The sequence below is a fragment of the Providencia sp. PROV267 genome, from assembly GCF_028477825.1.
GTDB lineage: Bacteria > Pseudomonadota > Gammaproteobacteria > Enterobacterales > Enterobacteriaceae > Providencia > Providencia stuartii.
In genome coordinates this window covers 13639-28127 of sequence record NZ_JAMPLX010000002.1, presented here as the reverse complement: position 1 = coordinate 28127, position 14489 = coordinate 13639, and the positions used below count along the sequence as shown (strand labels likewise).

The 14489-nt window shown below is 39.8% G+C and carries 12 protein-coding genes; 4 read left to right on the top strand and 8 right to left on the bottom strand.

Annotated elements, in window-relative coordinates; translation table 11 throughout:
• Positions 1 to 41 precede the first annotated feature (41 nt).
• The 5 genes from PR709_RS00950 to PR709_RS00930 are packed head-to-tail and all read right to left on the bottom strand — an operon-like array spanning position 42 to position 6221.
• The gene (locus PR709_RS00950; protein ID WP_004920957.1) at positions 42 to 1781 is read right to left on the bottom strand and encodes an acetyl/propionyl/methylcrotonyl-CoA carboxylase subunit alpha; all 1740 of its coding nucleotides are present in this window, start codon (positions 1779 to 1781) and stop codon (positions 42 to 44) included.
• Entirely contained in the window at positions 1774 to 3381 is a 1608-nt protein-coding gene (locus PR709_RS00945) for a 5-oxoprolinase/urea amidolyase family protein (protein WP_014656214.1), read from the bottom strand. The genes PR709_RS00950 and PR709_RS00945 overlap by 8 nt, the downstream gene beginning before the upstream one ends.
• Positions 3382 to 3390: 9 nt before the next feature.
• Positions 3391 to 4197 (bottom strand): putative hydro-lyase, encoded by an 807-nt coding sequence (locus tag PR709_RS00940; RefSeq protein WP_004920961.1) that lies wholly within the window; start codon positions 4195 to 4197, stop codon positions 3391 to 3393.
• Positions 4194 to 4967, bottom strand: a complete 774-nt coding sequence (locus PR709_RS00935) for a LamB/YcsF family protein (RefSeq protein ID WP_004920963.1) — start codon at positions 4965 to 4967, stop codon at positions 4194 to 4196. The genes PR709_RS00940 and PR709_RS00935 overlap by 4 nt, the downstream gene beginning before the upstream one ends.
• A gap of 15 nt (positions 4968 to 4982) precedes the next feature.
• The gene (locus PR709_RS00930; protein ID WP_014656216.1) at positions 4983 to 6221 is read right to left on the bottom strand and encodes an NRAMP family divalent metal transporter; all 1239 of its coding nucleotides are present in this window, start codon (positions 6219 to 6221) and stop codon (positions 4983 to 4985) included.
• A gap of 386 nt (positions 6222 to 6607) precedes the next feature.
• Between PR709_RS00930 and PR709_RS00925 the strand changes: the two genes are divergently transcribed.
• Positions 6608 to 7270 carry a GntR family transcriptional regulator gene (locus PR709_RS00925; protein WP_004920968.1) on the top strand — a complete coding sequence of 221 codons (663 nt, stop codon included), beginning with the start codon at positions 6608 to 6610 and terminating at the stop codon, positions 7268 to 7270.
• Between the two features lie 428 nt (positions 7271 to 7698).
• Here the strand turns inward: PR709_RS00925 and PR709_RS00920 are convergent, their stop codons facing one another.
• Together PR709_RS00920 and PR709_RS00915 are read right to left on the bottom strand one after the other, a co-directional pair.
• A complete protein-coding gene (locus PR709_RS00920; protein ID WP_272570687.1) occupies positions 7699 to 8052 on the bottom strand; it encodes a hypothetical protein in 354 nt (117 codons plus the stop codon).
• Positions 8053 to 8395: 343 nt separating this feature from the next.
• Entirely contained in the window at positions 8396 to 8974 is a 579-nt protein-coding gene (locus tag PR709_RS00915) for a DUF3828 domain-containing protein (RefSeq protein ID WP_004920974.1), read from the bottom strand.
• 633 nt (positions 8975 to 9607) lie between these two features.
• On the opposite strand from PR709_RS00915, the gene gltP reads away from it, so the two are divergent.
• Positions 9608 to 10915: a glutamate/aspartate:proton symporter GltP gene (gltP, locus tag PR709_RS00910; protein ID WP_004920976.1), complete on the top strand. Its 1308-nt coding sequence runs from the start codon at positions 9608 to 9610 to the stop codon at positions 10913 to 10915.
• Positions 10916 to 11356: 441 nt separating this feature from the next.
• Positions 11357 to 12310: a glycoside hydrolase family 6 protein gene (locus PR709_RS00905; protein WP_004920978.1), complete on the top strand. Its 954-nt coding sequence runs from the start codon at positions 11357 to 11359 to the stop codon at positions 12308 to 12310.
• Positions 12311 to 12873: 563 nt separating this feature from the next.
• Here the strand turns inward: PR709_RS00905 and PR709_RS00900 are convergent.
• Positions 12874 to 13539, bottom strand: coding sequence for a DUF7822 domain-containing protein (locus tag PR709_RS00900; protein ID WP_014656221.1), 666 nt, complete (start codon positions 13537 to 13539; stop codon positions 12874 to 12876).
• Between the two features lie 434 nt (positions 13540 to 13973).
• On the opposite strand from PR709_RS00900, the gene PR709_RS00895 reads away from it, so the two are divergent.
• Positions 13974 to 14447 carry a hypothetical protein gene (locus PR709_RS00895; RefSeq protein ID WP_004920986.1) on the top strand — a complete coding sequence of 158 codons (474 nt, stop codon included), beginning with the start codon at positions 13974 to 13976 and terminating at the stop codon, positions 14445 to 14447.
• The last annotated feature ends 42 nt before the right edge of the window (positions 14448 to 14489 follow it).

Genomic DNA, 14489 nt, shown 5'->3' with positions numbered 1-14489 from the left:
TTATTTAAACGGGAGCAAGTAAACACTTGCTCCAGAGTGAACTAGTCATTTATTTCTGCAATTACGCTATCTGCATCAATATAATCACCCTTATTGACAATATATTTCAGCGTACCGGCACGGTGAGCGATTACCTGTACTTCCATTTTCATCGCTTCCATGACACCAATAACCTCTCCTTGAGCAACCGTGTCGCCTTCTTCAACTAACCAACTAAACAGTACGCCTGAAATAGGGGCATTCACTTGCTGATCTTGTGCGACCGCTTGATGATTCGTTATTGAAGCTTGCTCTGTCGATGGCATCGCTAACCCAGCTAACCATTGTGTCGGTAAACCAAGCTCACAGCGCTTCCCATCGATTTCAATAAAGGTACGCGTTATTTGTGGGTTATTTTGTGGTAATTGCCGTTTTGCTGGTGCAATCTCAACAGAAAATTCAGTTTCAATCCAGCGAGTATGCACATTAAACCTTTCACAAAAGTCAGCATGCTCCATCACCGCGCGATGGAAAGGCAGTACGGATGCCACGCCTTCAATCGAAAATTCGCCTAAAGCACGGCGAGCGCGCTGGATAGCTTGTTCGCGTGTATTGCCAATGACAATCAGTTTTGCCATTAAAGAATCAAACGTACTTGGGATAGTCGCCCCTGCCACAACACCGCTGTCTAAACGGATACCCGGGCCGGATGGGGGATCAAATTTAAGGATAACCCCCGGTGTGGGTAAAAAACCATTTCCTGCATCTTCTGCGTTAATACGAAACTCAAAAGCATGCCCTCGTGGTTTAGGGGTTTCGCGGATACTTAATGGTAAACCTTGTGCTATCCGTAATTGCTCAATGACTAAGTCAATCCCTGCGGTCTCTTCGGTAATAGGGTGTTCAACTTGTAAACGCGTATTCACCTCAAGAAATGACAATTTGCCATCTTGGCTTAACAAAAATTCGACGGTTCCCGCCCCCACATAATTGGCGTGACTACAAATATCGACAGACGCTTTAATCACTTGTTGTTGTAATTGTTCTGATAAAAATGGCGCTGGTGACTCCTCCACTAATTTTTGATTTCGTCGTTGTAAAGAACAATCACGCGTTCCCACGACAACCACGTTGCCAAATTTATCCGCAATAACTTGCGCTTCAATATGCCGAGGATTATGTAAAAACTGCTCTAGGAAACACTCGCCTCGTCCAAAAGCCGCTGTCGCCTCTCGCACCGCAGAGTGATATAGCTCCTCTACCTCTTCCATGTGCCATGCTACCTTTAAGCCTCGACCGCCACCGCCATAGGCGGCTTTAATCGCAATCGGCAAACCATTGGTATGGGCAAATTCAACGACTTCTTTGGCCTCTTTGACAGGCTCTTTGGTTCCTGCCACTAAAGGTGCGCCGACCTGCATTGCAATTTGACGAGCTTTGACTTTATCACCCAATATGTCAATGGTTTCAGGTTCTGGGCCAACCCAAATCAAGCCCAACCCTTGTACCGCACGAGCAAACTCTGCACGTTCTGATAGAAAACCATAACCAGGGTGAACCATGGTTGCCCCTGATTTTTTCGCTACCTCAAGTAATTTATCCATATCCAGATAGCTTTCGGCGGGTGTACTTCCCGATAATCCATATGCTTCATCCGCCATCTGAACATGCAATGCGTTAATATCGGGATCCGCGTAAACCGCGACTGAATCGAAGCCAATATCCCGACACGCACGAATAATGCGAACTGCTATTTCGCCACGGTTTGCGATCAGTACTTTATGTTTAGTTTGATTATTCATTGTAGGCATAAGTATCCCGACTCCCTTCATATTCTTTAAATACCCCGATTGGGTTAAATTGTATTTGGGCATTAACGGGTAGCTGCCCCGCTAAATCCAAGTGATATTCACATACCGCACCAATAACCGGATAACCTCCAGTTAACGGATGGTCATTCAAAAATAAGACCGGTTGTCCATTCGCAGGGATTTGAATTGCCCCAATACACGTTCCCTCACTGGGTAACTCTTGATGTATTGCACGCTCAATAGCCGCATCGCCCGCCAAGCGTAACCCGATACGATTGGATGCTGCCGTAACCTGCCATAATTGTGACGTTAACCGTTGTACCGCCTGTGGAGTAAACCAATCAGTTCGAGGCCCTAAAATGATATCTAGCACCACCACATCACTCGTACTTGGGTAGTTAAATGCAGGTTGTTCATCAAGTGAAATAGCCGTTGGTTGTTTAAGTGATTTAACCGCTAATGTCTGCCCTACCGTTAATGGTGCAGGCCCTACCTGTGCTAATGTGTCAAAAGAACAGCTACCAAGTACAGGCGTACTTTGGATGCCACCGCGTATCGCAAAATAGCTACGCACGCCTTTTGTTGCCGTTCCTAAGCGAATAATATCCCCCGAGGCTAAATGAATCGCTTGATATTGCTGTGCGCAATAGGTAACACCTTCGGCTGTCGTAATTTCGATATCACAACATGCCCCTGTGACTGCTACCAATAACGGTTTATTTGCCTGTGCTTTAAAACCCCCTTGGGTAATTTCCAGCACTGCTTCATGGATTGCATTTCCTACCAACCGATTTGCGCTTCGTAGCGCGCCTTTATCCATAGCTCCGGATTCAGAAATTCCCAATGCAGCCTGCCCTATTCGCCCAATATCCTGTAATAACGTTTGTAATCCTGTGGCAAGGACAGTGATATCACTACGTTGGCTATCCTTATGATGCGCAACTGTTGGCTGAGGTAGGCTATAGGTGATCCCCGTTTTCGCAGCATCAACAAAATTGACACGATACCCCGGTTTTAACAGTGCAGGCTCTGTGCGATGTAAATCCCATACAGCCGTTGGTGTAACGCCAATTAATTGCCATCCCCCTGGACTTGCTTGAGGATAGACGCTACTGAACTCGCCAGCTAAAGCAACAGAGCCAGCCGGAATTCGGATCCGTGGTGATGGCCGACGTGGTACATTTAATTGGACATTTTTTGCAACCATATAAGCAAACCCTGGTGCAAAGCCACAAAAAGCCACTTGGTATTCATTGTTAGTGTGTCTTCTTATTACTTCATCAATTGACACCCCTAGGTGTTCAGCAACATCAGCAAGATCTTCACCGTTATAGTGAACAGGGATAGTCACCAACTGGCCTAATTTAAGATCCGCCTTCGAAATATCTAACCTTTCAATTTCATCAATGATGATATTGGCATTCGTAATAACAGGATTAAAGCGAACTAAAACGGTTCTTGCTGCTGGTGTAATTTCTTCAATCGCAAGCTGACGTGACATGTTACGCAGCACATCCGTCAGAGCCATTGTCTCTTCAAGACTTTGTAGCTCAATCATAAAAGTGCTTAAATTGACAGGTAAAAATCGCATTAAACCCCCTTATACATGATAGGCTGCATCAGGAATATCCGTTATAAACATATGCCCCGGCGCATGGCTTAAGGCAAATGGGACGCCTGATTTCATCACGGCTGCTTGTGGCGTTACACCGCAAGCCCAAAACACAGGTATTTCTCCCTCTTCAATGCGAACTGGATCGCCAAAATCAGGTTGCATAATATCGACAATCCCTAATTGTTCAGGGGCGCCAATATGAACAGGGGTTCCATGAACCGATGGAAAACGCCCTGTAATACTGACCGCATCCGCTACACGATCCGCAGCGATAGGCCGCATTGAAACCACGAGCTCTCCATGTAATCGCCCTGCTGGACGGCATAACCGATTGGTTTTATACATTGGCACATTGGTTTTATCCGTGATATGCCGTACATCAATACCCGCTTCTATCAATGAAGTTTCAAAAGTAAAGCTGCAACCGATTAAAAAAGTCACTAAGTCAGTGTGTTGATGATAAATCTTGCTGGCATCCGTGATCTCATCCACCAGTTTCCCCTGTTGCCAAACGCGATAACGAGGGATATCCGTTCGCAAATCGGCCCCTTCAGCCAAAATGGTTTGCCAACTCCCCGCTTCGCATACATCCAGTACAGGGCAGCTTTTCGGATTGCGTTGTGCATACAATAAAAAATCAAAGGCCCAATCTCGGGGCAACGCAATCATATTGGCTTGAGTCAATCCAGCAGCCAAGCCCGCCGTCGGTTTATCAAAACCTTGTCGAATAGCTTCTCTTGCGGCTCTTGCTGCCATAATCGCTTTTTCTGACGCCTTAAATAAACTTGTCATAGGGCCCCTCCCGAAAAAGCTCTGATTTCAACACCATGCTGTTGTAATAACTCACGCACATTTTGCGCCATCGCTAATGCCCCAGGGCTATCACCATGAACACAAATAGAGCCCGCTTCGATCGGCGTAAAATCCCCTTCAATTGATATTACTCCCCCTTCATTCACTAATTGCAGCATGCGCTGTGCAACTTGCTCAGGATCATGTAATACCGAACCGGCTTCCCGACGGGAAACCAAAGCACCATTAGAGTGATAAGCCCTATCCGCAAATGCCTCTGCAATAACGGTTAGCCCTCGCTCTTTGGCCCATCCAATCAGTGGAGAGCCTGCAAGTGCAACCAAAACTAACTGTGAATCGATAGCGCATATCGCCTCAATAACAGCCATTGCTTGACGCTTATCATGGGCGATGGTGTTATACAGTGCCCCATGAGGCTTAACATAGCTGATTTGGCAACCAACCGCAGTTGCAAGCCCTTTAAGTGCACCTATTTGATAAATAACATCAGCGCTCAGTTCATCCGAGGCGATATCCATATTGCGCCGCCCAAAGCCCACTAAGTCTGGATAGCCTACATGTGCCCCTACCGTAACATGGTTCAATTTCGCCGCTTTTAATGTTCGCAAAATACCTTCTGGCGAGCCTGCATGAAAGCCACAGGCGATATTTGCACTACTGACAATTTTCAGCATGGCTGTATCATTGCCCATTTTCCATTGACCAAAGCTTTCCCCGAGATCACTGTTTAAATCGATGATTTTTTTCATTGTTCTATTTGACCTCTATTTCAAGTAGTTAAAAATTGCTTCAACCGACATAGCCCCCATATACCATGTTAATGCACAGACAATGATACCGGACCATAACAACCAACGTGGATAGTGATAGCCGGACATCAAATCGGCACGTTTCCACCCGATATAAACAAAGATGGTTAAACCAATCGGTAAGATCAGACCATTAAACCCACCAGCAAAAACTAATAATGCGGCAGGTGCGGTTCCCATCATTAAGTAGACCGCCAGCGATATTGCGATAAATAAGATGGTGGCAATATTACGTTGCCTTTCTGTGATGGATTTTTTAAACGCGGTAATGAAACTCATGGAGGTATAAGCAGCACCGATAACACTCGTTAATGCAGCCGCCCATAAAATCAACCCGAAAATGCGTAAGCCAAAATTCCCAGCTGCCGCTTGGAAAGCTTGAGAGGCAGGGTTAGCAGCTTGGCCTGATATATCAATTGTCACGCCACTTGCCACCACACCAAGAATGGCAAGAAATAAAATATAGCGCATTAATCCGACAACTAAGATCCCTTTAGTTGCAGCGCTTGAAACAACATGGATGTTTTCAACTCCAACAGCCCCTTTATCTAGTAAACGATGGGCACCGGCATAGCAGATATAGCCCCCTACCGTACCGCCAACAATGGTAGTAATCATCGCAAAATCAACGGTATCTGGTAGCACGCTTTGGCGTAATGCTTCACCAACGGGTGGATTGGAAGCAAAGGCCACAAACAGCGTTAAACCGATCATGACTAGGCCTAACAAAATGATCACGCGGTCAATGAAGGTACTCGCTTTACGGGAAGAGAAGATATATATCGCTAACAAGGCACTGAGCAGCCCGCCCCATTTGGGGTCTAACCCAACAAGGGCATTTAACCCTAATCCAGCCCCTGCAATATTACCGATATTAAAAATCAAACCACCAAAAATCACCAATACTGCAAGCAGATAGCCACTTCCGGGGATGGTGGCATTAGCGATATCCGATGAATGCATTTTGGTTAGAGTAACCACTCGCCAAATATTCTGTTGCACCACAAAGTCAATAATAATGGATGCCAAGATCCCAAAAGCAAACGCGGCTCCTAAGGTAACAGTAAACGTTGCTGTTTGAGTAATAAAACCTGGCCCTATTGCAGATGTCGCCATTAAAAATATTGCCCCAATCAATGAGGTACGCCTATTTTTTATGAACTCTGCTGTGCTGGTACTTTCTTGAGCTGCCATGTGCATACTCCTTTCGGATTGTTTTTGTCGTTATCGATGTTGTGTTAGTTATAAAGGCAATAATCATGCCATTGTTCTACCAATACATATTATTGTTAATCTATCTTTAATATATTGTTGAACAATTAATAGTGAATGGCGAATTAACAAGCAATCAAAATCGTGGTTTGCGATTTAAAAATCAAAGACCGATCACTTTTTTAACAAAACACATAAATAATTAACATTTTTTGAATGCTAATTACGGCGAAATGCACCATATGAGTGCAAGAAACGATGGATTTGTGCTGAGCATGCACCAAAAGGAGCCTTGAAGCCGACTAGGGAATATGTGAAGATAAACTCTTACACTGTTCCTCATTGGCTCATACCTAAAACCTATTGATATGACTAAACAACCTGTTGTTCAGACCTTAGCTGTTACTATCGCCGAAACGATCCGCTACAAAATCACGGTTGGGGAACTTACGCCAGGCCAACGTTTGTCGGAAGCCGCTCTTAGTGAAGAATTAGATATTTCTCGTAATACTCTGCGCGAAGTATTTCGTGTTTTGACACAAGAAGGGTTACTTACTTATGCACCAAATAAGGGCGTATTTGTTTCAGTACCCGATATGGCGGCTATCATCGACATTTACCAAGTACGCCGATTAATTGAATGTGATGCATTGAAGCAAGCCTATGCCATGCATCCTGCCGTACAGAAAATGAAGCAAGCCGTCAACGAAGCTCGCGAACAAGAAAAGATGGAAAATTGGATTGGTGTGGGAACAGCCAATATGAAATTTCACACTGCCATTGTTGAGTTGTCTGATAGCGAAAGGCTAATTAAGCTTTACCGTAATATCGCCGCTGAGTTACGGCTAGCTTTTGGTCATCTTAATGATCCTAAGATTCTATATGCCCCTTATATCGATAAAAACCAATCGATATTAGAGTTATTAGACGCCGGGCGTAACCTTGAAGCGGCTGACACATTGAGCCGTTATTTAGATTTATCAGAGCGAACCTTGCTCGCCGCCTTTAAACGAAAACAAGCCGGCTATTAATTCTCTTTATTAATAAAGTGTGAAAGCCATCAATCCAGTACTGGTCAATCCTGAGGAATTCAGAGCCTGTTTACGCAAATAGGATCCCCTGCTTTTCTGTCATCAACTATATTGGTAAATAGGAGCAAGATTTCAATAACTCAGTGCTAATTCTTTCTGGTAAGAGGCATTAATCTATTTTTTGCGATTTAAAGAAAAACTTATCTAAATTAGAGGGCTCACCATCTCATGCACCTAAAATAACAAGTTAAATTGACTTTTAATCTGTATTTCCTCTTGTACATAATTTTAGCTACATCAAGCAGCATAAAAGAAGATAAATTAATTTTATCTATAACGCTAATGAGATATCGCTTGCTGCTTTTACTTTTTGCTCGTATAGATACCTTACTAGGACGAAGTAAAATTTGGATATTCAGCGTCTTATTTTATTGTTCTGAATATAAGTATTCAGGACAGTTACTTTCAACGCCATAACCGAGAGAGTAATATAGTTTAAGAGCTTTAAAGTTTATTTTATCATAAAAATAAAGCCCTTCAGTACTTAAACAAGTCGCAAGATTTAAAGTGTGATGACTGTAACTTACAGTGAAATTTGATGCATCTTGGGCTGTAAAATGAATATTCATCTTATTGTTTTCGTCATAAATAAAAGCAAAAAACAGGCCATTATTGTTATCATGCAATTCTTTTTTGTAACTATATTTAAGTAATAAATCGCTATTTATCGAGTTATATCCATCATTACCTTTTTCAGTCTTTTGAAAGTCACGCCCATTCATATGGTAACACTTGACTTTATTATTGCATTCATTATTTATACAAACCGTGGCCGTTTTGTTGTTTAAATTACTTTCAGTTGAATACAGTATGATTTCATTAGGAAAATAGGATAAGAAGCCAGCACTTAAGATATTGTTATCCATTGCAAATGTCATACTGCTGAATAAAAATAAAATTGACAATTTATAATTCATTTTATTAATAGCCCGTCTCATATACCGATAAGAGTACCATACTACCCTCACTTGGCTTTAATGTATATATTATTTCTTCCATATCATGATTTATTTTTATTTCTAGATTGCTTTTGTTTTTCCATGTATAACTTCTCCTTTCTTTTCTTTAAACTTTCGTAACTCGATTTATTTTCCAGTTATTTCCTTGTTTAACTAAGATAATCTGTAAATTTAATTTTGGCTCAGTGCCGTCACCTAAAATTAAACTTATTTTTGAGTAAGCATCAGTTTGCTTAATTTTCAATATCTTTATACTTTTTTCCCAAGAGGGATAATTATCCTGAGATTTTATAAAATAATTAACATCTGTCTCAATCCAAGTTCCATCCCAGTTACAAACAATATTCCCTCTATTTTTTCTGCACTCTTGTTCTTTTTTACAAATTTTTTCCAACTCTTTTTCATCTACATCCGAATCATAGTGACATATTGACGAATAGTATAATTTTAATGCTAATTCAGGGGTTACATAGTTCTCCACTAGACTTTCTTCATTTATATTTTTGAAATAGCCTTCATAAAAATTCACAACAACTTCTTCGGGAGATAACCCTGAACTTGCAGTTGATGAAACATTATTTGTCCTAGAATTGTCGTTAACATGCCCATTAGCTATGCCTATTAGTGGAAGTAATACTATCGAGAAGATAAAAATGTTAATTCGATTAAACATACCAAGTACCATCACCAATTAATCTTAAAATTTCCCAATGAATAAAATACACATAATCTCAGTGGTGCTAAATGCCCAATGAAGTTCTAAACAGCACCCGAAAAGTTGTCAACCCATATCAGGGCTAATCAAAGCTCAATCAATAATCTATTATGTTTCTTTCTCATACAATAGGTACTCCATCCTCCCCTGTTGATCAAGTGCCTCTATCACACAATTCCTTGACTTAGATTTTACATTATTTTAAAAAATTAGTTTTTTATAATTGCCTTTTTCTGCCTATAACTTATTTTCCTTATCCATTAAATAGATAAATAGAAACAATCTATTCATTCGTTTTATTTAGAATGATCCTCACTCAGCATTTAACATTTTAGTTACACCACGAAAACAATTAATTAATATTGATGGTTAAGCATTTAACTACCAAGCCCATTCTTACTCCACCGTGGCAAATCAATTATGAAAAGAATTATTACAATTTAATACAAATCAACGATAAATAATGATTGCCATGCTCAATTAATCGACTAAACAACTCAATATTTACGATCTAACAGTTGTAGTTTTAACGAATATTCGCTATAAAAATTGCGATAGAAAAAGTACAAACATAAAAATTATTAATATATTTGAGATTTCATTATGACTTCAAACCACATTTCGACAAAAAAACCATTTAAATTTGGCCTAGGATGGCAAATTTTAGTCGCACTGATTTTAGGTGTTATCGTAGGCGCTTTTTTGCATGAAAGCGTAGAATATAAAGATTGGTTAATCGTTAATGTTCTATCACCCGCGGGTAAAATATTTATACAATTAATTAAAATGATCGTTGTTCCGATTGTAATTTCAACATTAATTGTCGGTATCGCGGGGGTAGGAAATACGAAACAACTTGGGTCACTCGGGTTTAAAACCATCCTCTATTTTGAAATTATCACCACTATTGCAATCGTTGTCGGGATAAGCTTCGCCAATATCTTCCAACCTGGTGTTGGTATTGACATGTCACAGTTGACACAAGTTGATATCTCCCAATATGAAAAAACCACCCAAGAAGTTGAAAGCCACCCTTCGGGTATTATCAATACCATTTTAACCATGGTGCCGAGCAATATTTTTGCCTCTATGGCCAGTGGGGAAATGCTACCCGTCATTTTCTTTGCCGTCCTGTTTGGTTTGGGCCTCTCCTCATTACCTAAAGAGAAGAAGCAACCATTATTAGACGTTTTGCAAACCTTTTCTGAAACCATGTTCCGCGTCACTAATATGATCATGTTGTATGCCCCTATCGGGGTTTTTGCACTGATCTCCGTGACTGTCGCCAACTTTGGTTTTACCTCTTTAGTACCACTACTAAAATTAGTGATTCTGGTTCACTGTGCAATTTTGTTCTTTGCCATTGTGGTACTTGGCATTGTCGCTCGTTATTGCAAAATTAATATTTTCACCTTAATGAAAATTTTAAAAGACGAGCTACTTTTAGCCTACTCCACCGCAAGCTCTGAAACCGTGCTTCCACGTATCATGGATAAAATGGAAAAATACGGTGCACCTAAATCAGTAACCAGTTTCGTTATACCAATTGGCTACTCATTTAACCTCGATGGCTCAACACTCTACCAAAGTATTGCCGCCATCTTTATTGCTCAGCTCTATGGAATTGAACTGTCTATTGGTCAGGAGCTTATCCTTGTATTTACCTTAATGATCACCTCTAAAGGTATTGCAGGCGTACCTGGTGTCTCCTTCGTCGTTCTCTTAGCCACTTTAGGCAGTGTCGGTATTCCACTGGAGGGCTTAGCCTTTATTGCTGGGGTTGACCGTATTCTCGATATGGCTCGAACTGCACTAAACGTTGTCGGTAATGCCCTCGCAGCCTTGGTAATTGCCAAGTGGGAACATAATTATGATGAAGAAAAAGCACGTGAGTATGAGCAAACCTTTTAACGGTTGATAATCCACAATCCCTTTCCACACACCGAGCAACGACTCGGTGTGTTTTTATCTATTTCCTAAAAATTATAATCTAACATCGATTGAGATCTTATTAATATATTGATTAAATTTCATCTTAGATTATTAATGTAAAACCGTGATAAACAACACAATTTTTAATAACAGCGAGTAAGTATATTTACTTTACTGACTAGGCATGTTAAAAAATCAGCTTATTCAAATTATAATATAAATATATTCTATTATTTGTTTTCTAACTTACTGTTTTATTAACATATCGCTGTTAATTTGAATTATTCAATCCGGTTTAGTATGGCACGTTAAATAGCGATCTATTTATATCGTTTTAACTGTGGCAGAAATTAATTTAAGCTATTTACCAATATTAATAATTAATAGCCATTTTTTCTTATTAAATCCGGAGTCGATTTTATGTATAAAATACTTTTCTTAAGCTTAATTACAGCTTGCTATACCGGAAACCTAATGGCAACTGAGTATTTCGTTGATCCCACCTCGTCTGCCGCATTGTGGGTAGAAAAAAACAAGAGCGATCCCAGAGCACTGGCTATTCGGGCTAAAATAGCGTCTGTGCCTACGGCTATTTGGCTTTCTAAAATCCATGAAAATGAGACTGAATTAGCCCAGCAAATAACAAGTTATATTTCACAAGCTGATAAGCAAAAAACTCAGCTTATGTTTGTGTTATACGCTCTACCTAACCGCGATTGCTCAGGCCAAGCCTCCGCCAGCAACACTACTAATAGCCAAAAATATCGAACATGGATTAATCAATTAACAAAAGCAATTTCAAACACTGAGCTTACCATTATTTTAGAGCCTGACGCCTTAGCGGATATGAGTTGCCTAACGCCATTGCAGCGCAAAGATAGAACAGATTTACTCAAATATGCTGTGACTCAATTTAAAATAAAAAGTCCTAATGCGCATGTATACCTTGATGCTGGCAATATGAAGTGGCAACCCGCAAAAACAATGGCAGAACAACTCATTGCAGCGGGAATAAAAGATGCCTCAGGTTTTTCACTCAATATTTCTAATTACTATGCGACCGAGCCCACTATAAAATATGGTGAAGACATTAATCGATTTTTAATGGCGCTGATAGGGATAAAATCCAATATGATTATTGATACCTCACGCAATGGTCATGGTGCACCAGCATTGCCAAATCAATGGTGCAATCCACTTGGCCGTAAGATAGGTGAAGGCCCAAAAGATATTTCAGCAACCGTTAAAACCGCTTGGATAAAGCCACCGGGGGAATCAGATGGCGACTTTTCTCCAACAGCTAATTGCCATGGCGGCCCTAAAGCAGGGGTTTTTAGCCCTGATTTAGCGATACGCCTGATTAAAGGGGAATAATAGATACAAGACCAAGGCGAGAAAGTCAGCGCAGGAGAAGTGCCGATAATAGGTTATGGGTATTGGCATTTTTCCGATAAATTATTTTGTGTCAATTTATCACTACGATAATTTAACTTAATGCTGTACCATGAGTGCCAATAAAAACAGTGGAGAATAGGGATAAAATATGGATGCTCTTTTCGAGGCCGTCGCTAGGTTTTTTGCTTTTTGTATTGAACTCTTGTTAAATCTTTTTCAACTTTTCGGTATTAGAATTACAATATTACTCATTGCTTTTATTGGCCTATATTTTCATGGGTTTCAACTCAAATGGGTATTAGGCTATATCATTCTAGCTATCGTTTTATATAGCCCATTCATCTATCGGAAATTGAAACAAAGGCAATAACGCTATTTGAGTGAGCCTATTTGCTCTCTTTATCGTAAAGTTAACTCACTATCAATTATCTTTCGTTAAGCATAAAAAAACACTGTGCTACGCGGCGTTAATCGCAGATAATAGGGGGATTGTATCGAAAATATCTATATTAATCCCCCAATAGCATGATATTTCAATAGTATTATGACTCTTCTTCGAACTCTTTTTTATTCAAGATCCTATAATATAGGCTAGATTCCCAATAAGATAAGCCCATCGGATAACCTGCATCAACATAGTCACATTCGCTATTAAAATTGATAGCAGAAAATAAATTTTCTGGGTCAGATGCTGCCCATTTAATTACCTCAATTGCCGTTTCTTTATCATCTGGTATTGCATCAATGCCCCGCCCCACCAGTAAACATCTTTGTATTTCATCTTCAACTGCTTGACGTAAATTATCCGCTCCTTCCGTCAGCATCATATCTAATTCAATCGTTTCTAATAGCAAAAATGGCTGTTTATGCTGCTCTAAAAATTCAAGGGCTTCTTTGATTTCTTTACTCGCATCATAACCATTTTCTAAAAATAACGGTTCAATTGAGGTAAAAAATTTCTTTAATCTTGCAAACCCGATATCAAAATCACTTGTCAACGCATAAAAAGGTGTTTTTTCCCCTTCTTCTTCATGATCGTACCCATGATATAGCAGTGACTCACATAATTTTGGGTTTCCAGACATCAATATACGATAGGTCATTGGTATTGCATATGACCATTCAGAAAGTCCATTCGCAATATCTGGTCGGTCATAATAAGAGCTTGGTTGATTAGATATACTGTAAAGGTAAGAGCGGTTTGCCATAAAATATCCTTTTATATAAAAATGCTTAAGCGAAATGACTCTAGCAATCTCAAAGTGATATAGCAATAACTAGGCCTAACTTTATTAGCCGATAATTATTTTTGAATATCATTAGAAATATTTTCAGGAATTATCTGATGATTTACTTATTTCCTACCGCAATACACTATTTTTCAGTGGAGAATAAATACGGTGATACGTATCGCTGATCACTTCTTAACTTTATAATCAATATACGTATTTTTTTAAAGGATCCTTTAAGGGCATCGATACAACTTACAGGCGCTCAGCTCATAAAAATAACAGAAAGTATAGGCGCTGTTTTCCCCGATAAAGCATCTTTTGACCCTAAACAAGCTTTTCAAATAGAAGAAAATGCAACGGTACAAACAGCTCAAGGCAAATATTACGGTACAGTTTTATACGCTTTTATTGTGAACTCAACCCTAGAGATATCTGCAACATTACTTGAGTTCGATGAGGCTCCTTATATCCGAGCAGCGCAACACAATGCCCAAATAAATAACAATAAAGACCTTTATCAGGATGATTTTGAGCAATTAACCAATAAATATAGCCATTACACTAGTTTTCAAATTAATGTGACTTGCGGATTTCGACGTAACGGTTCTGAATACTATTATCATATCGATACAATGAAGGTTTACGACTCAATGGGGGAGCTATTTGATCTTATTAACGATACTCAAGAAGCGATGAGTGTGATGGGCGGTTGTTCAATGACAGTCACAAAACTTTATAAAAGCAATATTTGGGAAGTTCGTTCAACGGAAGGGGATATTGTGCACCATAAGGTACTTAATAGGGCCATCACAGAATGCTTTTTACTTTATACTGACCATCTATATGATGACTGGCCTAATGATGCAGAAAGGCTATATTTATAAAATAAGCCAGCTAATCAATTAATATATCAGCCATTTTATGAA